This is a genomic window from Amycolatopsis coloradensis, assembly GCF_037997115.1.
Classification (GTDB): domain Bacteria; phylum Actinomycetota; class Actinomycetes; order Mycobacteriales; family Pseudonocardiaceae; genus Amycolatopsis; species Amycolatopsis coloradensis_A.
In genome coordinates this window covers 3,381,444-3,406,539 of sequence record NZ_CP150484.1, presented here as the reverse complement: position 1 = coordinate 3,406,539, position 25,096 = coordinate 3,381,444, and the positions used below count along the sequence as shown (strand labels likewise).

The 25,096-nt window shown below is 69.2% G+C and carries 24 protein-coding genes; 7 read left to right on the top strand and 17 right to left on the bottom strand.

The genetic code is table 11. The annotated features are described in order from the left end of the window. Positions 1 to 26: 26 nt before the first annotated feature. A complete protein-coding gene (locus tag LCL61_RS16290; protein WP_340687589.1) occupies positions 27 to 1,106 on the top strand; it encodes a glutamate--cysteine ligase in 1,080 nt (359 codons plus the stop codon). A gap of 12 nt (positions 1,107 to 1,118) precedes the next feature. Here the strand turns inward: LCL61_RS16290 and LCL61_RS16285 are convergent, their stop codons facing one another. After that, positions 1,119 to 1,724 (bottom strand): response regulator transcription factor, encoded by a 606-nt coding sequence (locus tag LCL61_RS16285; protein WP_340688604.1) that lies wholly within the window; start codon positions 1,722 to 1,724, stop codon positions 1,119 to 1,121. 465 nt (positions 1,725 to 2,189) lie between these two features. On the opposite strand from LCL61_RS16285, the gene LCL61_RS16280 reads away from it, so the two are divergent. Then, positions 2,190 to 2,888 (top strand): helix-turn-helix transcriptional regulator, encoded by a 699-nt coding sequence (locus tag LCL61_RS16280; RefSeq protein WP_034313799.1) that lies wholly within the window; start codon positions 2,190 to 2,192, stop codon positions 2,886 to 2,888. A 78-nt stretch (positions 2,889 to 2,966) separates the two neighbouring features. Here LCL61_RS16280 and LCL61_RS16275 read toward each other — a convergent pair whose 3' ends face one another. Next, positions 2,967 to 3,962 carry a DUF1702 family protein gene (locus tag LCL61_RS16275; protein ID WP_340687588.1) on the bottom strand — a complete coding sequence of 332 codons (996 nt, stop codon included), beginning with the start codon at positions 3,960 to 3,962 and terminating at the stop codon, positions 2,967 to 2,969. Positions 3,963 to 4,425: 463 nt separating this feature from the next. On the opposite strand from LCL61_RS16275, the gene LCL61_RS16270 reads away from it, so the two are divergent. From LCL61_RS16270 to LCL61_RS16260, 3 genes are all read left to right on the top strand, one after another. Then, the gene (locus LCL61_RS16270) at positions 4,426 to 5,004 is read left to right on the top strand and encodes a response regulator transcription factor (RefSeq protein ID WP_340688603.1); all 579 of its coding nucleotides are present in this window, start codon (positions 4,426 to 4,428) and stop codon (positions 5,002 to 5,004) included. A gap of 163 nt (positions 5,005 to 5,167) precedes the next feature. Then, positions 5,168 to 5,980: an AfsR/SARP family transcriptional regulator gene (locus LCL61_RS16265; protein WP_340687587.1), complete on the top strand. Its 813-nt coding sequence runs from the start codon at positions 5,168 to 5,170 to the stop codon at positions 5,978 to 5,980. Between the two features lie 47 nt (positions 5,981 to 6,027). Next, complete coding sequence (locus tag LCL61_RS16260; protein WP_340687586.1) at positions 6,028 to 6,714, top strand: winged helix-turn-helix transcriptional regulator; 687 nt, start codon at positions 6,028 to 6,030, stop codon at positions 6,712 to 6,714. A 43-nt stretch (positions 6,715 to 6,757) separates the two neighbouring features. Here the strand turns inward: LCL61_RS16260 and LCL61_RS16255 are convergent, their stop codons facing one another. Next, positions 6,758 to 7,378, bottom strand: coding sequence for an L-threonylcarbamoyladenylate synthase (locus LCL61_RS16255; protein ID WP_340687585.1), 621 nt, complete (start codon positions 7,376 to 7,378; stop codon positions 6,758 to 6,760). Between the two features lie 357 nt (positions 7,379 to 7,735). Here LCL61_RS16255 and LCL61_RS16250 point away from each other — a divergent pair, with 357 nt between their 5' ends. Next, positions 7,736 to 10,057, top strand: coding sequence for a sensor histidine kinase (locus LCL61_RS16250; RefSeq protein WP_340687584.1), 2,322 nt, complete (start codon positions 7,736 to 7,738; stop codon positions 10,055 to 10,057). Between the two features lie 17 nt (positions 10,058 to 10,074). Here the strand turns inward: LCL61_RS16250 and LCL61_RS16245 are convergent, their stop codons facing one another. The 8 genes from LCL61_RS16245 to LCL61_RS16210 form a co-directional block, all read right to left on the bottom strand. Further along, entirely contained in the window at positions 10,075 to 10,683 is a 609-nt protein-coding gene (locus LCL61_RS16245) for a response regulator transcription factor (RefSeq protein ID WP_340687583.1), read from the bottom strand. A 246-nt stretch (positions 10,684 to 10,929) separates the two neighbouring features. Beyond that, a complete protein-coding gene (locus LCL61_RS16240) occupies positions 10,930 to 11,118 on the bottom strand; it encodes a hypothetical protein (RefSeq protein ID WP_340687582.1) in 189 nt (62 codons plus the stop codon). Positions 11,119 to 11,402: 284 nt separating this feature from the next. Then, entirely contained in the window at positions 11,403 to 11,948 is a 546-nt protein-coding gene (locus tag LCL61_RS16235) for a peroxidase-related enzyme (protein WP_340687581.1), read from the bottom strand. After that, entirely contained in the window at positions 11,920 to 12,402 is a 483-nt protein-coding gene (locus tag LCL61_RS16230; RefSeq protein ID WP_340687580.1) for a DUF6187 family protein, read from the bottom strand. Before LCL61_RS16230 ends, LCL61_RS16235 begins: the two co-directional genes overlap by 29 nt. Next, complete coding sequence (locus tag LCL61_RS16225) at positions 12,395 to 13,714, bottom strand: FAD-dependent oxidoreductase (protein ID WP_340687579.1); 1,320 nt, start codon at positions 13,712 to 13,714, stop codon at positions 12,395 to 12,397. The genes LCL61_RS16230 and LCL61_RS16225 overlap by 8 nt, the downstream gene beginning before the upstream one ends. A gap of 8 nt (positions 13,715 to 13,722) precedes the next feature. Continuing rightward, entirely contained in the window at positions 13,723 to 14,208 is a 486-nt protein-coding gene (locus LCL61_RS16220) for a DUF6423 family protein (protein WP_125792998.1), read from the bottom strand. A gap of 221 nt (positions 14,209 to 14,429) precedes the next feature. Then, complete coding sequence (locus tag LCL61_RS16215) at positions 14,430 to 14,738, bottom strand: DUF6235 family protein (RefSeq protein WP_340687578.1); 309 nt, start codon at positions 14,736 to 14,738, stop codon at positions 14,430 to 14,432. 92 nt (positions 14,739 to 14,830) lie between these two features. Continuing rightward, positions 14,831 to 14,953: a hypothetical protein gene (locus LCL61_RS16210; RefSeq protein WP_340687577.1), complete on the bottom strand. Its 123-nt coding sequence runs from the start codon at positions 14,951 to 14,953 to the stop codon at positions 14,831 to 14,833. A gap of 306 nt (positions 14,954 to 15,259) precedes the next feature. On the opposite strand from LCL61_RS16210, the gene LCL61_RS16205 reads away from it, so the two are divergent. Then, on the top strand, positions 15,260 to 15,436 hold the full coding sequence (locus LCL61_RS16205) for a hypothetical protein (RefSeq protein ID WP_340687576.1): 177 nt from the start codon (positions 15,260 to 15,262) through the stop codon (positions 15,434 to 15,436). Positions 15,437 to 15,599: 163 nt separating this feature from the next. Here LCL61_RS16205 and LCL61_RS16200 read toward each other — a convergent pair whose 3' ends face one another. The 6 genes from LCL61_RS16200 to LCL61_RS16175 are packed head-to-tail and all read right to left on the bottom strand — an operon-like array spanning position 15,600 to position 24,530. Next, positions 15,600 to 15,776, bottom strand: a complete 177-nt coding sequence (locus LCL61_RS16200) for an acyl-CoA carboxylase subunit epsilon (protein WP_340687575.1) — start codon at positions 15,774 to 15,776, stop codon at positions 15,600 to 15,602. A gap of 26 nt (positions 15,777 to 15,802) precedes the next feature. Continuing rightward, the gene (locus LCL61_RS16195) at positions 15,803 to 17,506 is read right to left on the bottom strand and encodes an acyl-CoA carboxylase subunit beta (protein WP_340687574.1); all 1,704 of its coding nucleotides are present in this window, start codon (positions 17,504 to 17,506) and stop codon (positions 15,803 to 15,805) included. Next, positions 17,503 to 17,670: a DUF6222 family protein gene (locus LCL61_RS16190; protein ID WP_340687573.1), complete on the bottom strand. Its 168-nt coding sequence runs from the start codon at positions 17,668 to 17,670 to the stop codon at positions 17,503 to 17,505. Before LCL61_RS16190 ends, LCL61_RS16195 begins: the two co-directional genes overlap by 4 nt. A 15-nt stretch (positions 17,671 to 17,685) precedes the next feature. Continuing rightward, positions 17,686 to 18,258: a flavin reductase family protein gene (locus tag LCL61_RS16185; RefSeq protein WP_340687572.1), complete on the bottom strand. Its 573-nt coding sequence runs from the start codon at positions 18,256 to 18,258 to the stop codon at positions 17,686 to 17,688. A 1-nt stretch (position 18,259) separates the two neighbouring features. After that, positions 18,260 to 18,700 (bottom strand): acyl-CoA thioesterase, encoded by a 441-nt coding sequence (locus LCL61_RS16180; RefSeq protein ID WP_340687571.1) that lies wholly within the window; start codon positions 18,698 to 18,700, stop codon positions 18,260 to 18,262. Between the two features lies 1 nt (position 18,701). After that, positions 18,702 to 24,530: a type I polyketide synthase gene (locus LCL61_RS16175; protein ID WP_340687570.1), complete on the bottom strand. Its 5,829-nt coding sequence runs from the start codon at positions 24,528 to 24,530 to the stop codon at positions 18,702 to 18,704. Positions 24,531 to 25,096: the final 566 nt, after the last annotated feature.

Below are 25,096 nucleotides of genomic sequence, written 5' to 3'. Positions count from 1 at the left end.
TCGGCGAAACCACGGAACGGGGAACCATGTTCACCCTTGGTATGGAAGAAGAGTTCGTCCTGCTCGACCCGGTGGACGGCTCGGTCGCGTTGCGAGCCCCCGAACTACTCGCCGGTCTCGCCCCTGGGCCGGACGTCACCGGTGAGCTGATGCGGTTCCAGATCGAGACCGCGACCGGCGTCTGCCGCGGCCTGGACGAGGTGCGCTCGGAACTGACGCGGCTGCGGCAGATCGTCGCGACGGCGGCGCGGGCCGACGGTTGCCTGATGGTGGCGACGGGCATCCCGCCCTGCGGCCTGCGGGGAGACACGCTCACGCCCGAGCCCCGGTACCTGCGGATGGCACAGGCGTTCCCGGACCTGATCCGCGAGGCGGGGACCTGCGCCTGCCATGTGCACGTCGGTCTGCCGTCGCGGGATCTCGGCGCACGGGTTCTCGCCGGGCTGCGGCCGTGGCTCGCGCCGTTGCTGGCGCTCAGTGTCAACTCCCCGGTCGAAAACGGCATCGACTCCGGATGGTCGAGCAGGCGCTTCCCGCTCTGGGACCGGTGGCCGTCGGCGCGACCACCCGACGAATGGTCCGGCGCGGCCGCGTACGACCGGAGCATCGGGGAGGCCGTGCGCCACGGCGCCGCCCTCGACGCGGCGGGGGTGTACTTCTATGCCCGCCTTTCCCCTCGATACCCCACGGTCGAGGTGCGGATCGCCGACGTCTGCCTGTCCGTCGACGACGCGGTGCTGCTCGCCGCGCTGGTGCGCGGACTGGTCGCGACCTGCGCGGCGACGACGAGACCGCCTCGCGCCCGCGGTGCCCGGATCGGCGCGGCCTTGACGGCGGCCGCGCGCCGAGGGCTGGACGGGCCGGGCGTCGACGTCTTCACCGGCAGGGAGGCCGAACAGCGTGATCTGCTCGGCGACCTCGTCGAGTTCGTCCGGCCGGCGCTCAGAGCCGCGGGCGACGCGGACGACGTCGAACGAGGATTGGAAGCGCTGTTCGACCACGGCACCGGCGCGGCCCGGCAACGCCGGTTGCTCGCGGAAGCGGCTTCCCCCGGCGAGTTCGCCGCGGAGCTCGCCCACGCCACGATGCCCGTCCCGGCCAGGTGAGGCGCCCCCGCGTCACAGCCAGCCGGACTCCCTGGCGATCCGCACCGCGTCGACCCGGTTGCGGGCGCTGAGCTTCGAAACGATCGTCGTCAGGTAGTTCCGCACGGTACCGGCGGACAGGAACAACTCGGCGGCGATCTCGGTCGGGTCGGAGCCGACCGACGCCAGCCGGAGCACCTCGATCTCGCGGGTGGTGAGCGGGCAATCCTCGCTGTCCCAGGCGGCGAGCGCCAGATCGCCGTCGACGACGCGCCGTCCGGCGGCGACCCCGCGGACCGCGTTGGCGAGCCGGTCGGCGGGCGCGTCCTTGCGCAGGAAGCCGTTGACCTTCGCGGCCAGCGCCCGCCGCAGGGTGCCGGGGCTGCCGAGCGAGGTGAGGATCAGCGTGCGAACCCCGGGAAGCTGCTCATGCAGCTCGGCGGCCGCGGTGAGACCGTCCTTGCCCGGCAGGTCGATGTCGATGAGCGCGACGTCGGGGCGCGTGGACTGGGCGAGCGGGAGGATCTCGTCGCCGCTCGCGCATTCGGCGACGACCTCGATGTCGGCTTCCAGGCCGAGCAGCGCGACCAGTGCCCCCCGGACAATGTGCATGTCCTCGGCCACCAGGACCTTGATCATCGACCCCATCTGCCTTTCCGCCCGCGTCGCTCCCCCGAGCCGACGATACTATCCTCACACACCGTTCCGCGAAATGGAAACCGGCCCTTGACCACCGAGGGGTGCGTGGTCAAGAGCCGGTTCTGTGTTGTCGCGGGAATACGTTCTTCGCACCACGCCAACACGGTCGGGGTGGTTCCGACGTGAATGCGCTACCAGGAATTCTGCGGCCACCCGGCGCGGGGATCCAGTGCGCACACCATTGCCGGACTGTGGTTTTCGCATGGGCCTGCCGAGGTACGGGCGACCGTGAAATTTTCATGTCGCCGAGCACATGAATTCATATCGGACGATGAATCAAGCACTTCAGGAGTAGCGGTCGCGAACAGTAGTGTCGAAACCACAAACATCCCAGAAATCCTCGAGCGAAAGGACGGCACAATGGATGAGACTGTCCGGCGAGCCGTGGAGCGAGCCATTGGGGCCATGCACGAGAAACTGGGCGAAGAGCTCACTATCGACGACATCGCCCGCGCCGCGACCTTCAGCAAATTCCATTTCAGCAGGGTGTTCCAGCAGGCCACCGGCGTCTCTCCCGGCCGGTTCCTGTCCGCGCTGCGGCTCGACGAGGCCAAACGCCTGCTGCTGACGACCTCGATCTCGGTCGCCGACATCAGCCACCGCGTCGGCTACAACGGTGTCGGCACCTTCAGCACGCGGTTCAGTAACCGCGTGGGCCTCTCTCCCTCCGCGTACCGCCGGCAGGGTGGTTTCCAGCACCGACTGGCGGGCGAGCCCCTGCCCGGCGCGAAGCCGGCGATCGTCCGCGGTTTCGTGTCCGCGCCGCCGGAGATCTCACCTGGTCTCGTGTTCGTCGGCCTCTTCCCGACCCGTATCCCCGAGGGCGCGCCCGTGCGGCACACGGTCATCGACGTCCCCGGCCCCTATCAGCTGACCGACGTCCCCGAAGGCACCTGGCACCTCGTCGCGCACTGCGTGACCGGGCCGCTCACGCGCCGCGGCACCGGGCTCACCGGGCACCACGGGCCGATCACCGTCGAACCGGGCGTCACCGCGCGGCTGGCGGACCTGCGGGTGCGCCCCAAGCGCCTGTTCGACCCGCCGGTCCTGCTCGCGCTCCCCGATCTGCGGCACCGGCCGCAGCCGGTCAGGCAGGCGGCCTGAGCCTCACCCGCGTGTCGCGAAAGGGTCGTTCAAGACGCCGGACGTCTTGAACGACCCTTTCGTGACATCCAGGGGCCCTCAGGCGGCCAGGCGGCCCGCCGACGGGGCGAGACCGTCCCGGATGTTCTGCCGCCACAGCTCGTACGCGGGCGTCCCGTCCGCGGCGTCCTCGGTGACCTCGGTCGAGTCGGCCAGGTCGACGGCCTCCTCGATGCTCAGCCCGGCGAGCGTCCGCGCGGCGAGGCGGGTGTGCGGGGGGACGAACGACGAGAACGTCCTCGCCTTCACCGCGAAGACGACGCCGAGACCGAGTTCGTCCTGGTGTTCACCCGCCGCCTCGCGCAGCCTCTCCAGCCCGGCCTGGTCACAGCCGCCCGCGAAGGTCGAGGCCAGCCCGACACCGCTCCACAGGTCCGGGCGGCGTCCGGCGGGGAAGCGGTCCACCGCCTCGGCGACCTTCACCGGATCACCGCCGTTGATGAACCACAACGCCCGCCCGATGCCCTGGTCGCAGGCGCGGGGGAAGTACGCGGGGGCGCCCGCCCACGGGTATGGCTTGGGCACGAACTGCTCACCGACCCACTTGTCCGTGTCGAAGTAGGCACGGTCGAAGGCGTAGCCGTCGACGGCCAGCCAGCTCATCGTCGGGTGGAACGGGACGCCGTCGAGCTCCGGCAGCACCTTCTTCCACAGCGGCCGGGGCAGGCGGGCCATCGCGAACCCGATGCCGATGTAGGTCAGGAAGACGTGCGGGAGGCCGGGGCCGCTCATCAGTTCGGCCGTGCGGTGCTTCCGGCCGCCGGGCATCACGTCGAGGATGGTGAACGCCATCGCCGCGCCCTCGTAGGCGAACCCGCGCATCTCGGGCTCGACCATGTCCAGCCGCCGTTCGGCCTCCCACAGCGCCGGCGCGTCGATCCCCCATTCGAACCCGCACACCACCGACTGCGGGATCGACTCCAGGCGTGCGGTCGCCGGCGTCGGCGGCACTCCGAATCCGCGCCCCTCGAAACCGACCGAAGCCAGCGAAGGCGCGAACAACACCTTACGCAGAGCACCCAGCAATGAGCTCATCACATACGTCCTTTGTGGATAGTGGCGAATTCGCGCACGAACCGGCTCGTGCCGAGGACACCACGACGCGGTCTCCCCCCGCTCGACGACCGATCGAGATCGGCGCCGGTACCGCCGAACAGGCCATCCCGGACTCCCGGAAAGGGCGGGTTCACCCGTTCGCCGGACTAATTCACCGGAATACAAGTACTCAACAGAAAATGAAAACCACTCGGGACACCATTTTTTGCCAACTCCTTACCTGACGGTGAGTAATCGATTGGTCGCAGTTTCACCACCTTCGAAGTCACGCCATCGTCGCAGCTCACCAGGGAATCGATCTTGCCGATCTACCACCGGAAAATGCGTAACCTTGTATCGTGCGAATCAGATTCACTCTTGCGGGTTTGCTGGGTACACTGAGAGTTACCGTGTTTCTGGGGAAGAGGAGGTCGGAGTGATCCGAGTCCTGTTGGCCGAGGACATGCACCTGGTCCGCGGCGCCTTGGTCGCCCTGCTGAACCTCGAACAAGACATCGAGGTCGTCGCGGAGGTGGGTTCCGGCGACAAGATCCTCCCGATGGCGGCGGAGTACCTGCCGGACGTCGCGATCATCGACATCGATCTGCCCGCCAAAGACGGGCTCACCGCCGCTTCCGAACTCTGCCAGCAACTTCCGGACGTCCGCACGCTGATCCTCACGTCGCTCGGCCGCCCAGGCACCGTACGCCGCGCCCTCGACGCGAAGGTCAACGGCTTCCTGCTCAAGGACGCGCCCGCCGACAAACTCGCCAACGCCGTCCGCTTGGTCGCCACCGGCCGCCGGGTCATCGACAGCGAACTCGCCTTGTCCGCATGGGGAACCGAGGACTGCCCGCTGACCCCGCGGGAGGTCGAGATCCTCCGCCTCGCCGCGAACGGGCACACGGTCGCCGACATCGCGGCGGAACTGTTCCTGTCACCGGGAACCGTCCGGAACTACCTCGCCACCGTGGTGACGAAACTCAACGCCCGCAACCGGGTGGACGCCATCCGCATCGCCCGCGATTCGGACTGGCTCTGACCCGGTTCGCGTCTTCTCTTTTGCCACAACCGGTTCAGCGCTCAAATTCGTGACGATCGCATACGGGGCAAAGAAAAAATCACGGTCCGTCGTGTGTTTCCGGCACTGTTCCGAAGGTTCCGCCTCTGTCACCGTCATTGAGGGGAGTCCGGAGGGGCAGGGGATGTACGCGATGACGATCGAACCGGGTGACACGGTCGCCTCGACCGATGCGCCGCACGGCGTGCGCGCGCGGCTCCTCGGCCCGCTCGAACTGCACATCGATGCCACCGATCGCGCGCCGAGCACGCCGAAACTCCTGCAACTGCTGGCGATGCTGCTCATCCGCCCCGGCAGGACGGTCCACGTCGACTCCCTCGTGCACGAACTGTGGAACGAAGCCCCGCCCCGCAGTGCCCGCCGGGCCCTGCACACCTACGTCCACCACCTCCGCCGTCACCTCGACCCCGGTGGTACCGGCGATCTGCTGGTCACCAGCCCGCCCGGCTACCGGCTCGAGATCGACGCGGATGTGGTCGACGTGGCGGAATTCCAGCGGCTCCACCGGGTCGGCCGTGAACTGCTCGAAGCAGGCGACGACGCGGCGGCCGCGCACGCCTTCCGTACCGCACTGGACCTGTGGTCCGGTCCCCCGCTGGCGAACATCCACTGTGGACCGACCCTCGCCGCCTACACCGTCTATCTGCTGGAGGAGCGGCGCGATGCCCGCGACCTGTGGATCGAGGCCGAGATCCGCGCCGGCAGGCACCGGGAGATGCTCGGCGTCCTGCGGTCGCTGACCACCGCGGACCCGTTCGACGAAACCCTGCACGCCCACCTGATCCGCGCACTGGGGCTCAGCGGACGACGCAGCGACGCCCTGGCGTCCTACGAGTGGCTGCGCTCCAGGCTCGAGGACGAACTGGGGGTGAAACCCAGCGCCGAACTGCGAGAGCTGCACCGCGAACTGCTTTCCGAGGGACACCCGGTCCGCTGACCGAGCACCACCGCCACGACCAGATCCAGGAATATGAGGAGTCAAGCATGACCGCTCGCACCTATGGCCAGTTCTGCGGCCTCGCCCGCGCCCTCGAGATCATCGGGGAACGCTGGTCCCTGCTCGTGATCCGTGACCTGGTACTCGGCCCGAAACGGTTCGACGAGCTGCAACAGGGCTTGCCGAAGATCCCGATGAGCATCCTGTCGACCCGGCTCAACGAGCTGGAGCAGCACGGTGTCGTCCAGCGCCGGGTGCTCTCGCAGCTCGACGCCGGGGTGGTCTACGAGCTGACCGAGTACGGCAACGACCTCGACCAGATCCTGCTGCAGCTGGGCCTGTGGGGTGCCCGTTCGCTCGGCGACCAGACGGCGGACGACCTGTTCACCCTCGACTCGGCCATCCTGTCGCTGTACACCACGTTCCAGCCGGACGCGGCCCATGGCGTCCACTGCGCGTTCGAAATGCACTACGGCGGCGAGATGGTCATCCACGCGGTGATCGAGGACGGCGCCCTGACCGCGGGCGAGGGCACGCACCCGGACCCGGACCTCGTCATCGAGCCGCGCGGCCCGTACATGCTGAAGCTGCTGAACGGCGAGATGGACGCGGCGAGCGCGCTCACCAGCGGCGCCGTGGCCGTCAAGGGCGATCCGGACAAGCTGGAGCTGTTCACCCGGATGTTCCACATCCCCTCCGCGCCGACGAAGACCGAAGGGCTCGTCACGCACTGAGGACCGTTCCAGCGGCGGGGCCGGGACGCCGGTCCCGCCGTTCCTATTCGAACCGTGCGGTGTCGCCGGCGCCCCGCCGCACGATCTCCGGTTCCCCCGACGAGAAATCGATGACGGTGGTGGGTTCGACCCCGCAGTCACCGGAGTCGATCACCGCGTCCACCACGTGCTCCAGATGTTCCTTGATGTCCCAGCCCTGGGTCATCGGCTCCTCCTGGTCGGGCAGCAGCAGCGTGCTCGACAGCAGCGGTTCGCCGAGTTCGCCCAGCAGCGCCTGGGTGACCACGTGGTCCGGGATGCGCACGCCGACGGTCTTCTTCTTGGCGTGCAGCAGCCGGCGCGGAACCTCCTTGGTGGCCGGGAGGATGAACGTGTAGCTGCCGGGGGTGGACGCTTTGACCGCGCGGAAGACCGCGTTGTCCACGTGCACGAACTGGCCCAGCTGAGCGAAATCCTGGCACACCAGGGTGAAGTGGTGGCGGTCGTCCAGCTTGCGGATGCTCCGGATGCGGTCGATGCCCTGCCTGTTCCCCAGCTGGCAGCCGAGGGCGAAGCAGGAGTCCGTCGGATACGCGATGAGCCCGTCTTCGCGCAGGATGTCGACGACCTGTCCGATCGCGCGCCGTTGCGGATTTTCCGGATGTACGTCGAAATACCTGGCCATGCGCAGAGCTTAAGGCCACTGGGCCCCGCCCGCCGCGAGAGGCTGTCGCGGGCCGCGTACACAGTGGATCTCCGCGCCCGTTCCCGGCCGCCGCGTCTTCCATCGTGGTATGTTCCGCGATGAACGCGGTGGTGCGAACAGCCCACACCCGTGCGGGTGAACACCGGATTTTTCCCGTCCCCAGCAGGGAAAGCGTCTCCCTGTTCGCCGTTCTTCCGTTATCCGAAGGGACCGACCCGGGTAACGAACATGGGCTATGATCCGAATCATAGCGATGGAAGGCCGTGTCAAGGCCCGGGCCGTCGCGAGGGGGAACGGACCAGATCGAGCCGTCTTTCTGTTACGACTGGGGTGCCTGTGCCGGACCAGCTCGCTGTGACCGCCGAACCTCTCGGAACCGCCGGCATCGACCGGCGTCCTCGCCGGGCGCTGTTCCTCGCCGGGCTGGTCATCACCGTCGTCTTCGTCAACGCCTGCCTCTTCGGTCTGCTCGGCGTCCTGCTTCAGCCTGGGATGGACCTTCAGCACGGCTTGCTGGCCGTGCTGTACGTCGGGCCCGTGCTCGCGATCCAGCTGCTGTACTTCAGCCGCCCGGCGATCCGCCTGGACACCCGGCGGGCGAAGGCGACTCTGGGGGTCCAGACCGGTCTCGCCTATCTGCCGGTACTGCACTTCGACGAGGCGCTGACCTCGCTGACCACCATCGCAGCCGGCAGTTCGCTGCTGATCCTCCGCCCGCGGGTCGGCTGGCCGGTGTTCACCACCCTCATCGCGGCCACGTCGTGGATCCTGTGGATCCATGCCGACTCCGCGCTCGGAGCGACGATCGACACGGTCAGCGCGGTGGTCTACGGGCTGGTCACGTATCTGCTGACCTGGCTCGCGAGGCTGGTGAACGAACTGCATCAGGCCCGCACCGAACTGGCGAGGCGAGCCGTGGCGGAGCAGAGGCTGGCCTTCGCCAAGGACCTGCACGACCTGCTCGGGCTCGGTCTGTCCGCGATCTCGCTCAAGGGTGAACTGGTGCACCGGCTCCTGCGCAAGTCACCGCAGCGGGCGCGCGAGGAACTGGCCGAGATCACCGGGATCGCGCAGCGCACGCTGTCCGACGTGCGGTCGGTGGCCAGGGGGTACCGTGAGCTGTCGCTGGACAAGGAATCGCGCACCGCGGTGTCGTTGCTTTCAGCCTCGAACGTCGCGGTGCGGGTCGATCTCGAACAGGTCGAGCTGCCGGTGAAGCTGCGCACCTTGCTGGCGAAGGTGCTGCGAGAGGGCGTCACGAACGTGCTCCGCTACACCGGCGTCCAACACTGCGAGATCGCCGTGCGCACCAGCGAGGGCCGCGTCGCGCTGGAGATCGTCCACGACGGCACGGCGCACGAGGACGTCCCGGCGGAGACGGCCGAGAGCCTCCGCGAGGTGACAGACGAGATCATCGGACACGGCGGGACGCTCAGCGCGGGTCCCGACTCGACCGGACGATGGCGCCTCCATGCCGAACTGCCGGTGCCCGAGCAGGCCGACCCCGCCGAAGCCGCACTGGCGCGGGGTCCCAGTCACTGGTCCCGGATCGACGCCAGGAACGTCCAGTGGATGCTGACGGCGGTCTTCATCGTCTTCGGTCTCTCGGCCATGTCCCGGGTCTTCAACCTGACCGGGGACGGCTGGCGCATCGCGCTCGTCGCCGGCCCCCTCACCGCACTCGTCACCCTGCAACTGGCCTATTTCGCCCGGCCGAACGTCCGGCTGCGCTCACGGCGGAGCTACGCGCTGCTGTTCGTCCAGGCCTGTCTGGTCTTTCTGCCGCTGATCCCGCTCGGGAACGCCTGGGTGAGCCTGCCCAGCCTGTTCGCCGGCACCGCCCTGCTGGTGCTTCCGCCGATCGCGGGATGGTCAGCGTTCGCCGCGACGGTCGCCGGGCCCGTGCTCATCCGGATCGAGTCCGGCGCCGGCTTCCTCGACGCGTTCAACACCTTCGCGTCCCAACTGAACACCGGCCTGATGGTCTTCGGGCTCATCTGGCTGACCCGGCTGGTGACCGAACTGGGTGAGACCAGGAAACGGCTGGCCGAGGTCGCGGTCGCCGAGGAACGGCTGCGCTTCGCCCGCGACCTGCACGACCTGCTCGGCATGAGCCTCTCGGCGATCGCGCTGAAGAGCGAGCTGACCAGCCGGATCATGGACATCGACACCACGCGGGCCTCCGACGAGCTGCTGGAGATCCTCGGCCTGACCCGGCAGGCACTGACCGACGTCCGCTCGGTGGCAAGCGGCTACCGCGAACTGTCGCTGGACAAGGAGTCGCGGTCCGCACAGGCGGTACTGACGGCCGCTGACGTCCAGGTGCGGCTGGAGATGGAACACGGGGATCTGCCTGCCCCGGTGCGCACGGTGCTGGCCGTGGTGCTGCGCGAGAGCGTGACGAACGTGTTGCGGCACAGCAAGGTCGAACGATGCGAGATCGCGGTGCGGCGGGTCGGCAACGGGGTCGCGCTGGACATCGTCAACGACGGCGTCGTGAACGGGCAACCTCGGAATCCGGACAAGCCGGCGCGGGTCGAGGTCGCGGGCAGTGGCATCACGAACATGTCGGATCGCGTCGCCGGGCTGGGTGGCGAGTTGACCGCCGGTGTCGAGGCCGACGGACGGTTCCGGTTGCGTGCCGTGGTGCCGGTCTAGACCACGGCCAGCACCGCTCAGAGCCAGCCGGATTCCTTCGCGATCCGGATCGCGTCGACCCGGTTGCGTGCGTTGAGCTTTGCCACGATCGTGGTCAGGTAGTTGCGCACCGTTCCGGTGGAGAGGAACGCCTTCGCCGCGACCTCCAGGGTGTCGCGGCCCTCCGCGGTCAACCGCAGGACGTCGATCTCGCGCGGGGTCAGCGGGCAGTCCACGGTGTCCCAGGCGGCCAGCGCCAGCTCGCCGTCGACCATCCTCCGTCCGGCGGCCACCCCGCGCACCGCGTTGGCGAGCTTCTCCGCGGGGGCGTCTTTCAACAGGAAACCGTTGACCTTGGCCGCCAGCGCCCGGCGAAGAGTGCCTGGTCTGCCGAGGCTGGTCAGGATCAGCGTCCTGACCTCGGGAAGCTGCTCGTGGATTTCGGTGGCCGCGGTGAGCCCGTCCTTGCCGGGAAGGTCGATGTCGATGATCGCGACCTGAATCCGCGAACTCCGCGCGGCGGCCAGGATCTCGTCTCCGGACGCCACTTCGGACACCACTTCGATATCCGGCTCCAGCCGCAGGAGCGCTACCAGGGCCCCTCTGACGATATGCATGTCCTCGGCTATGAGAACTCTGATCACCATCGGCGCCGCCCCCTCCGCGCACGCTGCCCCCGTCACCCAACTTAAACACGGCCAACCGAAATGCGTTCCACCATTCGAGTGATGAGTCGACTCTGCCAAGGGATATCCGACTTGGTGGATTACGCGGCGAACGAGTTACCCGGATACGAGTGCCGCACTCATTGGCGACTTTCCGTAAGCTCACAAAGCCGACCGCCTCTCACGTTCGCGATGTGAGAGGCGGTCGGCGGAGCGGGTGGCCGGGTTTCAGCTCGCCTCGACCAGAGGCGGAGGGACCTCACAGGTGGTGAAACAGCCGAAGACCTGCCCACCCTGCCGGTTGGACCAGTTGTCGAACCGGTCGATCACCAGCTCGACCTGGTGCCCGGCCGAAGTGGTGTCGATTCCCCGGACGGCGAAGAGCGAACGGACGTTGTCGGTCGCAGCGTTCTGCATCGAAATGACTCCCAGGCTGGTCGGGGCTTTCTTTCAATGAGACGATCGTGCCCGCATGTCCGTTTCCCAACCAGTGCCGTGCATCATCGCGGGAATATGCTTTTTGCCTACTCCGGAAGGTTCTCGCGATTGCTCCATTCCCGCGATCAACGCCATCGAATGGAGTAACGCGCACCGTCATCGGTGACGGTGCGCGCCGAAGCGATCTCTTTATGCCACGATCACCGATAGTCACGGGACTACCCCGAACAGACCAATCGATGCGTCCACTATGGACAGAGGTTTCAGGAGCCGAGCAGGGTCGCCAGGCCGGCGTATCCGCCCTCTTTCAGGCGCACGCCGGACGTCTTCGCGTACGCGGCGTCGGCGCGGATCCCGAGCCCCTCGACCATCCGGTTCATGAAGTTGAACAGGGCGCACACGAGCACCGCGTCGTGCAGCGCGGCTTCGTCCCAGCCCGCCGCGAAGACGGCCTCAGCGTCCTCTTCGGTCACTTGGGACGGCGTACGCGTCAGCTTGCCCACATAGGCCAGCACGGGCTTCATGCGCTCGTCCACGGGCGCGGAACCGAGGTCGTCCAGTGCGGCGGTCAGAAGTCCTTCCGGGACACCGAAAGCCTCCGCGGTGACGGTGTGGACCCCGTGGCAGTACCCGCAGTCGTTGACGCCGGAGACGTAGGCCGCGATCAGCTCCCGCTCCCCCGCGCCGAACGCCGACGGCGCCCGCATGATCAGCTCGTGCAAGTCCAGCAGCTTCGCCGCCGGGGCGGGAAACCGCTGGAAAACCTGCAGCAGAGTGGCGTCAGTCGGCAAAGACCCGAGATAGGACATCTTGTGCGCTCCCCTGTTCCGGCGACCGCATGGTCGAGGCGGACCGGACCGCGTCGTCGATGTCGTCGCGCCGCAGCCAGCAGGCCGCGAGGCAGGACACCGATGCCGGTCCCAGCCCGGTCACCGTGGCGGTGACGCGCGCGGTCGCGTGTTCCCATTCTCGGCGCAGGGAACCCGCCGACGCCATCTCCGGACCTGCTTCGATCAGCGGGCGGACCGCGCGCCAGCGGAGGATGCCGGCCTCGACCAGCGCTTCGGTGCGGAGGTCGAGCGCGTCGTGCCGGGCCTGGTCCACGGCGAGGGCGACCAGCGCGGGCTCGTCGGCGATCCGGGCGAGCCCGACGCCGGCGAGCAGGCGTTCGGCGTCCAGCCCCAGCAGGATCACCCCGGCCTCGGTCGAGGGAGCGTCGTCGATCGACGGCAGGGTGAAGCGGGAGTCGTAAGGCTCAGACACGGGCGACGTCCTTCGTGGCCGTCCGCAGCGGGAGGTCGCGCCGCAGGTTCTCGGCGACGGTGGCCGCGACCCGTGCGGTGGCGACGCGGTGACCGTCGATGTTGCGGGCGGCGGGCCCCAGCGCCATCCCCGCGGCCGCGCCGACGGCGAAGACCCGGGGCGCGCCAAGGTAGGCGAAGGTGCGTTCGTCCAGCCGCGGCCAGCCGCCACGGTCGAGGACGGCCTCGTCGGGCATCAGACCGTCCCCGATCGACGGCGTGGTGCCGAGCGCCAGTACGGCGTGGTCCACGGGCACCCGCGAACCGTCTTCGAGGTGGAGGCCGACACCGGGCGTCACCTTCGTGACCGCCCTGCCGCGATGCACGATCAGCCTGCCTTCGGCTTCGGCCGCTTGGAGCATCGGTCGGAACTCGAACATGATCGACGCGCGCCGGAACCGGCCCATCAGTTCGAGCCGCTCGGACCAGCTCACGCCGTCGAAACGAGCGCGGCCTTCGGGCCGGAAGAACGACGAGTTGACGTCGGCGCACTGGTAGCGTTCGCCCGCTTCGCGGACCACCCAGTGCACCTCGCGGCCCTGGGCGAGACCGTTGGAGATCAGGTGCGCGGCAGTGAGGCCGGCACCGACGACGGCGAGCCGCTTCCCGCCATCGGGAACGGGTTCGTCCCAGTAGCTCACCCCGCGCGGTGGACGGCCGCCGCCCCACCAGGTGTCCGGGGCGGACCGGCGCTCCTCTCCGAGGCACAGCACGACGTGCCGCGCGGTGACGGAGAACCGGTCGGCGCGGACGGTGACGGCGTCCGCGGTCGGCAGCACCTCGCGGACCGAACCGCGCCAGGTCCGCTCGGTGACGTGATGACTCGCCGCGAGATGACGGCAGTAGGCCTCGAAGACGTCGACGGGCACGACCGAGCGATGCCCGGCCTGCGCCATGCGGATCTCCCGCCGTTCCACCGGGGTGAGCACCGACCAGTGCAGCCGGGCGAAGTCCAGGAGTTCGCAGTCGCGGTACCCTTCGACGCCGGGGTGGTGCTCGTACGGCGACCGCAGCACGCGCTGGCCGAGCAGATCGACGCGGTCGAAGAAGCGGCCGCAGGGACGGCCGTCGCGGTCGACGACGACGATGTCGGTCACGCCGTGGTGCCACAGCGCGGAAGCGACCGCGAGCCCGGCCGGGCCCGCCCCGACGACGACCACGTCGGCGGCGGACGGCGGTTCGGCGGTGACCGCCACGCGGGTACCGGGGAGTGCCGGCCACTCACGCCCGCGCGGCGATTCGAGGAGGTGGGGTTCCGGGACGAAGGTGATCACCGGTGTGCTCAGCCGATCACGGTCACCGGGACGATCAGCTCGATCACGGGCCGCTGCTTCATCCCGTTGCTGATCATTTCGTCCAGGGTCTGCTGGGACTGCTCGGCGGTGTCGGTCGCGATCGGGCTGTAGCGGGAGTAGGAGTAGGTCGGCTTCCGGCCGCCCGCGTCGAGCGAGTACACCTTGAGCACCGCTTCGCCAGGCCGGACTTCACCGTCGTAGAAGGTGAGGCGGCGCTGATCCGGCGTCATGAAGGACTTCGAGAACTGGCGGGAAAGGACGAGCGTGTCGGCGTCGTTGACGAAGGTCGAGTCCTCGTCGGTGACGACCTGCATCGCGACCCAGGTCTTGTCGGTCAGGTTGGTCTCGGACTTGATGACCTGCCAGCGGCCCGGTTCCGGGAGATTGACACTCACCGAGATGTCGTGATCAGTGGTGTCGATCGCCCCGGAGATCATCAGCACCCGCCGCCGGACGTCGGCGACCCCGGCCATCTGAATGTCACGTGCGCGTACCCGAGTGGAAACATCCAATCCCGGGAATTCAGGTGATGACATCTTTCACGCCTCCCAGACCTCGATATCGCAATTCAATCCCCGGCATGATCCCCCCAGCCGCAAACACCGGAAGAATTTCACGCTGAACTGGGCGATGTCAAGATGAGGAACACATGATCCACTCCCCGCCCGGACTGGGCCGTTCGGCGGTACCCGGGTCAGGATTCGTCGGATTCCTCAGCCCAGGCCGCCGCGGGTGTGCCCTGCTCCAGCGCCCCGATGTAGACGATCTCGAACGAGGAATCGGCGCGATCGATCCCGATACGGAGGACGAGGTCGTGTTTCACCAGAAAAAGAAACTGATGCGGTTCCCTGCTGTCGCCGAAAATGTCGTAGATGAGGAAGGCGGAGCCGTCCGCCACCGCGAAAAGCGCTTCGTAGACGACATTCCTGTCGGCCTGCGGAGCATTGATCGCCCATTCTTCCAACACCTGCAAACCCGACGTGAGCTGGAGGCGCATAGCCATCCGGAGGCCTCCTCGAGGTCTGGTCGGTTCGCGGGCGATCCTCATGGTCGCGCGCGCGATACCTGATGGTCTTCTTCGTCCGTGCGCCGTGCCTAGTTGTAACCGAGGACGATGTGCTCGGCCGGGAAATCGTTTTCGGTGGCCTGCCTCGGCTCCGGGACGACCACCGCCGCGCCGGCCTCCGCGCCCCCGCGCGGGTCGAAATCATCGGTCACGACCCAAATTCGCACCTGTGCCGTCATGACGTTCCTCCCGGCCTTCGATGAACGACTCACTTGACAACCAAGGATGGACCCGTCCGATCGTGACCCGCTCGAGGACGGGCGGAGGCCTCGGTGAGCAAAGGAAAAGTCGCCGCCGGAGGGCCGCCGGTAGTGCCCTTGAGGTAACTCGGAACCCAGGGAGACCACCATGACCGAACGCCTCGACCCGTACGAGATCTACGCCGACGACGAAGTCGACGTCGACTTGCTGGGCCTGTCGTGGCCCGACCCCGCGGTCCCCGAGCAGCGGGGCCGGCAATGAGCGCCGCGGAGCGGCAGCGGACCTGTGCGGCCTGCGGGGGCCCGTTCCGGCCCGGGGAGCGAACGGGTCTGGAGGCCGTGCTCGACGGAGAGATCCTCTACGTCGCGGTGCACGCCCGCCACAGTACGTATCCGCCGCGGCGGGAAATCGAGGCGGCGCGACGTCTCGCGTGAGTCAGTGAAGGCCTCCTTGAGGGACTCTGGGTCCCCAAGGAGGCCTGGGCGCGCGTGATCGAAGACCGCACACGCGTGATTGAACGCGTAACTCGCAGATGCGCCCGGAAACACGCGTGTTACGGCTCCAGACACGCGTTACGACCAAACGCCCGCGTGTGTTCTAGCGCAGCGTCGAGGTACGCCAGGTCGGCGCGGCGAGCGGCGACCAGGCGGAGCGGGCCGGCGCCGCGGGCGGGGGCGCGACGGAGGCCAACGCGGTGAAGACGGCCACGAGGGCCGCCAGTTCGGCGTCTTCCGGGTCCCCGCGCAGGACCCGGAAGACGGGCGCACTGTCCATTCCGGACGGTGACATGGTTCCCCCGTTCAGATCGGGTGGTTGCCGTGCTTGCGCTGGGGCGCCGCCTTTCGCTTGTCCTGCAGCATGTCCAGCGCCCTGGCGACGGCGGACCGGGTGTCCGCGGGGTCGATGATGTCGTCGACGAGCCCGCGTTCGGCCGAATACTGCGGGTTCATGAACTCCTCGGTGTATTCGGCGACCAGATGCGCGCGCAGCGCGTCCGGATCGGGCGCGGCGGCGAGATCCTTGCGGAACAGCACGTTGACCGCGCCCTCGGCGCCCATCACGGCGATCTGGTTGGTCGGCCACGCCAGCGAGAGATCGGTCCCGATGGACCGCGAGTCCATCACGATGTACGCGCCGCCGTACGCCTTGCGCAGGATCACCTGGACGCGTGGCACGGTCGCCTCGCAGTAGGCGTGCAGCAGCTGGGCCCCGTGCCGGATGATCCCCGAGTGCTCCTGCTCGACCCCCGGCAGGAAGCCGGGGACGTCCACGAGCGTCACCAGCGGGATGCTGAAGGCGTCGCAGAACCGCACGAACCGCGCCGCCTTCTGCGACGCCGGGCCGTCGAGCACGCCGGCGAACACCACCGGCTGGTTGCCGACCAGGCCGACCACCCGCCCGTCGATCCGCGCGAGCGCGCACAGCACGTTGCCGGCCCATCGCTCGTGCAGTTCGAAGAACTCGCCGTCGTCGGCCAGTTCCGCGAACACCTCGCGCATGTCGTACGGCTTGTTCGGCTCCACCGGGACGAGTTCGGCGAACCTGGGCCGCCGGTCCTTGCCCGCGTCCTGCGACGGCTCGCGGGGCGCGGGCTCCAAGTAGTTCGACGGCAGCAGCGACACCAGGTAGCGGACGTCGGCGAGGCAGCTCTCCTCGTCGTCGTGCACCACGGTCGCCACGCCGGACGACGCGCCGTGCACGTCCGCGCCCCCCAGTTCGTCGTGGCTGACCCGTTCCCCGGTCACGGTCTCGACGACGTCCGGCCCGGTCAGGTACATGCGGGCGGTGTCGCGCACCATGAACACGAAATCCGCGAGCGCGGGCGAATACGCCGCCCCGCCCGCGCACGGCCCCAGCACCACGCTGATCTGCGGGATGACGCCGGACGCCTCGACCTGGCGGCGGAAGATTCCGCCGTAGCCGTCGAGCGCCATGACGCCTTCCTGGATCCGCGCTCCCCCGCTGTCGTTGAGCCCGATCAGCGGCGAACCGGTGGCGATCGCCAGATCCAGCACCTTGTGGATCTTCGCCGCGTGCGCCTCGCCGAGCGAACCGCCGAAGACGGTGAAGTCCTGCGCGTAGACGAACACCCGCCGTCCGTCGATGGTGCCCGACCCGGCGACGACGCCGTCGGTGTACGGCCGGTTCTCCGCCAGCCCGAGCCCGCTCGCCTGATGCCGCCGGTACAGCTCGATCTCGGTGAAGGAATCCACGTCCAGCAACAGTTCCAGCCGCTCGCGCGCGGTGTGCTTGCCGAGCGAGTGCTGCCGCCGGACGCCGTCGAGCCGCCCGTCGACGATGTGCTCGCGCAGCTCGTCGCGCTGGGCGCGCAGCAACGGCATCGTCGGCTGCGGCGGGTGCACCGGTTCGGCGCCGCGGGCGAGGGGGATCACCCGCCCGTCGGTCGCCCTCGGGACCCGGGAGCGCCGCAGCCGGTCCTCCGGCAGCGGCACCACCTCGGAGTCCTCCGCGCGTTGTGCTCCCGGGTCACCTTGCAGGGTCACGCCGCGTCCCGTAGCCGTGCATCACGCTCGAGTTCGTCAAGCTCGATCTCGCGCATGATGTCGCGCCAGCACACCCCCCGTCCGAGACGGGGCATGGTGGTCACCACTGGCGGCCGCTCGACCGTGGGCGCCGGGGCGGACGGGGTGGATTCGTTGATGGTCATGACTTTCCTCTCCTGTCAAGCCGATGCCCGGATCCGGCCGTCGATCTGGTGGTAGCCGCCGCTGTAGAAGACCAGCGAGTCCTGCGCGGTGCCGCGGCTGGAGGCGACCACCTTGCCGAGGAAGATCGAGTGGTCACCGCCTTCGTAGACTTCGGCCAGCTCGCATTCCAGCCACGCCAGCGCGCCGTCGAGCAGGGGGGCGCCGGTCTGCGGACCGGCCGTCCAGTCCACCGAGTCGAACTGGGCGAGCCCGGCAGGGCGGCGCCAGTCGGCGAAGTACTTCGCCAGTTCCTTCTGGTCCGACGCCAGCACCGTGACCGCGTACGAACCCGCCGTCACGATCGCCTCGTGCATCCGCGCCGCGCGGGAAACGCAGCACAGCACCATCGGCGGCTCCAGCGACACGGAGGTGACGGCGTTGGCGGTCATCCCGTGGGCCCGTTCGCCCCCGGCGGTCAGCACGGTGACCCCGGTGGCGAACTGGCCCATCACCTCCCGCAGCCCGGCCTGAGCGGACAACCGGCGGCGGGCCACGGGCGACGGCAGGCGTTTCAGCACGGGCCGCGAAGGCTCGTCCAGCGTGCCCACGTCATTCCCCCTTGCCGTCGACCGCGTACGGGGCCAGCGCCTCACGCAGCTGCTCGGGCACCCGGCTGGGCACCGTGGCCGTGTTCGGGCCGCGCATGCACGCGATCCGCTGCCTTCCGCGGGCCACCAGCCGCTCACCCTCGTCGGTGAGGTGGACGTAGTCGAAGGTGAACTGGACCTGGGTCTGCGTCAGCTCTTCCAGCCGCAGCCGGATAGACAGCTCGTCGAACGCGGTGATCTCCGCGTAGAACTCGCAATCCACCTTGAGCGTGAAGAGCTTGAGGTCGTCACGGACCTCTTCGAGCACCGCGGGCGCCTTCTCCTTCAGGAACATTTCGCGGCACCGGCCCTGCCAGCGCACGTAGTTCACGTAGTAGACGTTGCCCACCAGGTTGGTCTCTTCGAACCCGACGGTATGCAGGATCTCGTAGTAGTCGGCCATGTCAGTTCTCCTCTCCCTGGAGCACCGCGAAGACGACGGGATCGGGCCGGTCGTTGACGGTCGTCACCCAGGTGGCGATGCGGGCACCGCCGTGGGAAAGCACCGCCCAGCCGTCCGGGTCGACCCGGTGCACGGTGAGCGCCTGTGTCATGTCCCCGGTCTTGCGCACGCATTCCAGCGCGCTCCAGACCCGGGTGTGCGCGACCGAAAGCGGCTCGCGGGCGTCCGCGGCGAGCAGTTCGCCCACCGCCAGCAGATCCTCACCGAGCAGCCCCGCCCAGTCCTCGGGCGTCCGCTCGATCGCGGTTTCGACGTCGCACGCGACCCGCCCGCCGCCCGCGATCGCCAGGGTGAGGTCGGCGCTGTGCGACGCGCTCACCTCGACCCCGTCGGCCTCCGGTTTGCCGTCCGGGCGGTAGCGGATCTCGAGCGGGGCGTCGACGGCGCGGCCGGCGGCCAGTGCCGTCTGCGCCCGCCGTTCCGGCGTGGTCTCCACGGAAACGCCCACCGGGTCCGGTTCGACGACGATCGCGCGGGACGAGCCGAGCAGCCGTTCCACGGAACGCTCCAAATAGGACCCGAGCATCGACGGAACCCACGGTCCTTCGCCGTCACGCTTGCGCACCGCGCGCAGCTTCAGCCCTTCCCAGCGCTCGACCAGCTTCCCGTCGGGGTTGCGGACGTCGAGGTCGTAGAGGTAGCTGTCGCCGTCCTGCGAACGCTCGCGGGCGTCGAGGAGCACGTACTCCGGGTCCTGCTCGCCGGGTTCGGCGAGGTACAGCCGCTCGATCCCTTGCGGCAGCAGGGTCGCGTCCGGGACACAGCACTGGATCGCGTGCATCATCGCGTCGCGGGTGCCCGGGTCGGCCAGCAGCTTCTCCTGCGGGAGGAACGGCGCGAACCAGTCGACCTCGGCGCCGGTCGCGATCTCCGCGACCGCGTGCCGCGCGCTGGCCCGCCGGTAGCCGGTGACCCGCTGGAATCGCTTGCCCTGGAACAGGACCGTGCCGTACAGCTCGGTCGTCGGGTCGACCGGGACGGGCGGCAGCGCGACGTCGCGGACGACGGTCTCGCCGAGCGGATCCGGCCGGGAGAACCGCAGCCGGGCCCGGAAGTGGTCGGCGCTGAACCCGGTCTCCCCGCTGCGCAGCACCACGTCCACCGTTTCGGCGTCCCTGGCCAGCGCGGCGAGCCGGATCGTGGTCGACCCGCCCGGCGAGACGATGATCGGGCGCAGGAACTCGACGTCGGAGAGCACCGGCGCCGGCAGCGTTTCCGCGCCGAGGGCGGCCTTCGCGACCTGGGTCATCGCCTCCATCCCGATCACCGCCGGGAACAGCAGCTGACCGTCGAGCAGGTGGTCGGCCAGATACGGGTCGCTGCCCGCGGACAGGTCGGCCTCGGTGATCAGCTCGACACCCGGGTAGTGCACGACCGCCCGGTCGACGAAGCGGGTCAGCGGCAGTTCGCGCTTCTCCACCGGCAGGGTGGCCAGCCCCCCGGTCCGGCCGCAGACGACCAGCACCGACGGGGCGGTCGGATCGCCGACGACCTGGCGGAGGATCTCGATACCCTCCTCGGTCGGGATCGGGGTGATGCCGTCGCGCATCAAAGCGCTGACGACGCCGAGCTTTTCGCCCATGCCCGTCCCCGACCAGACCGACCATTCGAGGGCGATCGCCCTGGCCTGGGGGTGTTCCTGGCCGAAGCGGACGGTCAGTTCGGTCATCCAGTCGTTGGCCGTGGCGTAGTGCGCCTCGCCGCGCAGGCCCGCCCGTCCGATGATGCTGCCGAAGGTCACCAGCAGCTTGATCTTGTCCTGGTCGACGGCGTCGAGGACGGCGTTGAGGCCGCCGATCTTCGGGGCCAGCGTCTTGCGGAAGCTCTCCTCGGTCAAGGAGAACAGCGCGGCGGGCTCGTTGCGGCCCGCGCCGTGCAGGACCGCGGTGACCGGGCCGAACTCGGCCTGCACGCGGCCGATCGCGTCGGCCACCTGACGGGCGTCGGTGACATCAGCGCGTTCGTAGCGGTAGGTGATGCCCGCCGCCGCCATCCGGCCGAGGTTCTCCGACAGTTCGGCGTCGTCGGCCGGGTCGCTCCGGCCGAGCAGCGCCAGTTTCGCGCCGGAGTCCTTGGCCAGCGCCAACGCGCTCTCGGCGGTGATGCCCTTGCCGCCACCCGTGACGAGCAGGACGTCGCCGGAGTCCAACGGGGTCCCCTCGGCCTCGGCCGGGGTCATGGCCGCGAGCTTCGGCACCGTGCGGACCCCGGCGGCGTCGTAGCGGACCTCGCTGAAGTCGGTGGTCGCCGCCACTTCGGCGACCACGGTGGACACCGCGGCGCTGACGGCCTCGGGGTCGACCGGGCCGACGTCGGCGAGATCGACGATCGTGGTGCGGGCCGACGGGTCCTCCAGGCGCAGCGTCTTCGCCAGACCGGAGGCACCGAGACCGTGCTGCACCACGACGAATCGCGTGCCGTTGGGCGCGGCCAGCACGGCGCGGCCCGCGTCGAGGAACAGGCCGACGTCGCCGGAACCGCTGTCGGAGTTCAGGCAGAGGAGGACACCGTCGCCGACGCCCGCGGTGGCCAGTGCCGCGCGCAGCGGCTCCGCCAGCGGATGGCCGTCCGGCGCGAACGCCGTCCACTCGGCGGTGGACAGCCCCGGCGTGAGATCGGGCGACGGTTTCGGCGCGACGACGTACTCGACCCCGAACGGCCGGACCCAGGGTCCGACGCCGGTGACCTCGGCCTGGTTGCTGTCGGCGGGTTTGGCGGTCTGGGCGAGTTCGTCGATCATCTCGGCGAGTTCGCCGAGACAGACGGTCGCGAAGTTCGGCATGCCCTCCAGCGCCGGGCGGCCGAGCGCCCGGGTCACGTCGTTGACGAGCTGGCCGACCGTGATCGACGAAAGGTGCAGGTCGTCGAGCGGATGCGTGTCGGCGGTGACCGCTTCGAGGGGCAGTTCCACCCGCTCGGAAGCGAGCTTGCGCAGCAGGTCGAGAGTGCTGCTGCCACCGCTTTCCGAAGCCGTTCCGGCCGGGGCCTCGGCGGGCGCGGCGGGGTCGGCGACCCGGTCGCGGGTAAGGTCGGCACCGATGGACGGCGCGGCCTCACACGGGCTGGTGAGGAACGAGAACTCCCCGTCCACCGGCAGGGTCCGCACGATCCGGCCGTCGAACAGCGCGGAGGTGTCCAGCGGGGCGCCGAACGTGAACGCGGCGCCCGCGACCTTCAGCAGCGCGGCCAGCTTCGGGCTGTCGGTGTCGATCGCGAGCACCGGCGTGCCGGACGCGATCTCGCCGAACAGTCCGGTGAGCACGTGGCCCGGGCCGACCTCGATCACCAGGTCGCTGCGCTCGGCGACCTTCGCGGCCGCCTCGCGGAAACGGACCGGCAGGACCACCTGGTCCCGGAGCAGATCGCGCAGGTCCTCGGCGGCGTGCAGGACGTCACCGGTCACCGTCGAGACGACGGGCCGGTCGAGCCTGGCGAAGTCGAACGCGGCCAGCTCCTCGGTCATCGCCTCGGCGGCCGGGACGACCGCCGGCGAGTGGAACGCGTGCGAGACGTTGATGCGGGTGGCGGTGACGCCCTCCGCGCGGGCACGGGCGACCACGCGGTCGATCGCCTCCGACGGTCCGGAAAGGACGGTCTGCTCGGGCGCGTTGTAGCCCGCGATGACGACGTCCTCACCCTCGGCGAAGCGCTCGGCGACCCCCGGGCCGGCGGCGATCCCCGCCATGGCGCCGTTGCCGTCGCTCGCGGTCGCCATCACCTTGCCGCGGATCTTGGCCAGCTTGAGGACTTCGCGTTCGGTGAGCGCGCCACCCCAGTGCAGGGCGGTGAGCTCGCCGAGACTGTGGCCGGCGACCGCTTGCGCTTCGATGCCGAGGCTCTTCAGGACGCGGAGCCCGGCGAGCGAACCGGTGACGATGCGCGGTTGCGCGACCTCGGTGGCGACCTGGTCGGCGCCGGTCGAAAGGCCCGCCGCGCGGTAGATGTCGTCGGCGTGGGCGAAGCGCTTGCGCAGCGCGCCGACCGTACCGCGCCCGGAACCCTGGCCGGGGAACAGGAACCCGATCTTCGGGTCCTTGACGCGGGAGCCCGCGAAGATGCCGTCGCCGGTGGAGAAGACTTCCGGCTCTCCCTCGCCGAGGAGGTCGAGCAGCTTGGCCAGCTTGCGCTCGGCGTCCTCGGGATTGGTCGCGACGATCGCGGCGCGGACCGGTTTCCCGGACAGTTCCGCGGAAAGCGTGGCCGCGAGGTCCCCGAGCTCCGCCAGCGAGAGCTTCGGCACGACTTCCAGCAGACCGGTCAGCCTGCCGCGCAGCGACGCGGCGTCGTCGGCGTCGAGGAGCAGCAGTTCGCTGTCCTGCCGTCCGGCGACCAGCGAGCGGGTCCGCTCGTCGAGGTCCTTGCGCCGGGCCGCGCCCGGCGCCTCGGTGACGGTGACGTGCGAGTTGATGCCGCCGAAGCCCATCGCGGAGACACCCGCGCGGACCGGGTGGTCCGCGGGCCACAGCCCGGCCTCGGTCGGGACGTACATCCGCGCGGAGTCGCCGACCAGCGACTCGTGCGGCTCGTAGTGGCCGGTCGCGGGCGGGATGACCTGGTGGTACACCGCCAGCGTCGCCTTGATCAGCCCGGCGACACCGGCCGCGGCCTTGGTGTGGCCGATGTTGCCCTTGATCGTGCTCAGCGCGGCGCGATCGGCGAGCGGGTCGGCGTCGCGGCGGGCGGTGGAGAGCGCCTCGATCTCGGTGGCGTCGCCCAGCGCGGTCCCGGTGCCGTGGCCCTCGAAGTAGGAAACGGTTTCGACGCCGTAGCCCGCCTTCTCGTACGCCCGCTGAAGCGCGAGACGGTGACCCGAGGCCTCCGGACGGGTGATGCCGCCCTTGCCGTCGGAAGAGACACCCCAGCCGCCGATGCTGGCGTAGATCCGCTTGCCCTGCGCGATCGCGTCGTCCTCGCGCATCAGCACGAGCATGCCGGAACCTTCGCCGGGCCAGAAACCGTTGGAATCGGCGTCGTAGACCTTCATCTCCCGCTTGGCGAGCGCGCCGGTCTTGGCGAAACCGATCACCTCGAACGGGTCGATCGACAAGTCGACACCGCCCGCGATGGCGACGTCGAGGTCGCCCTCGGAAAGCGCGTTCGCCGCCGTGACCACCGAAAGCAGCGAAGACGAGCAGGCGCCGTCCACGGTGAACCCGCCGCCACCGAAGTCGAAGAAGTTGCAGACGCGGCCGGCGATCGTGTTCGCCAGCCCGCCCGCGAGCGTGTCCTCGTCGATCGCGGGGAACGGGGCCTTGTACTGCGCCTCGAGGTCGTGAAGGAACTCGGCGGTGTCACTTTCGGCCCAGCCGCGCTCGGCGAGGGCCGCCGCGACCGTGCGGCGCACGTACGGCCAGCGCAGCCGCATGATGTTGGCGCGCGAGAACTCGCCGGTGAGGCTGTTGCCGATGACCACGCCGGTGGCGGACCGCGGCAGCCCCTCGCCCTCGGGGAACCCCGCGTCCGCCAGCGCCTGCGCGGCGACGTCGAGCGCCAGCCAGTGCGTGGTGTCGGTCGACCGGAACGTGCTGCCCGCGACCTTGTACTTGATCCGGTCGAATTCCCAATCGCGGAGCACCGCGGCCTTCTGGGCGTAGAAACGGTCCGGCGCCTTCGGGTCGGGCGAGTAGTAGTCCTCGCGGTTCATCCGCTCGTCGGGCAGTCGCCGGAACGCCCTGCGGCCGGCGAGGACGTTCTCCCACAGTTCTTCCGGGGAACCGGCGTCCGGGTATCGGAGACCGATACCGACAATCGAAATCCGCTCAACGCTCATGCCACCGCACTCCCCTAGCTCTCAAGACTCAAGTCACGGAATCCGGTCCCGGCGCCGGGCTCTGTTCCCAGAAACGCGGCCGCCGTCCGTTCGCGCAGTCCGGTCAAGCATGAACCGGCGGCAGGCGCGAAGTCTTCTCTCTGCTTGTTGACCGGGATCGGTCATCTGGCCGAGCGATCAGGGCCAGGCACGTTCGGATGTCGGCATCAGTGCCTCCGTCGTGAACCGGGTGGGCCGGGAGCGCAAACACCCAAAGAGGCCCGACGCGACCTCGACTGTCCACTAGGGACAGTGTCGAGATCGAAGCGCCCGATTCGAGCGCCTCTCGACCGGGTCTTGAGTGACAAAAGAGCGCTCTATTGAGGGGCAAGGCAAAGGTGTCGCCGGTTGGGGGCGGGTGGAAATAGGGACGTTGAGTATCCCTATTTCCACACCCGTCCTGCACTGGTCGCGACAGGGACGGTCTCGCCGGACTGTGTGGATTTCGGGTCATCCAACGCACCAAAATCCACACAGTGAGGGACGCGGTCCGACGAAGGGAGGCGTCCGGCGCCGAGTCTGAACAC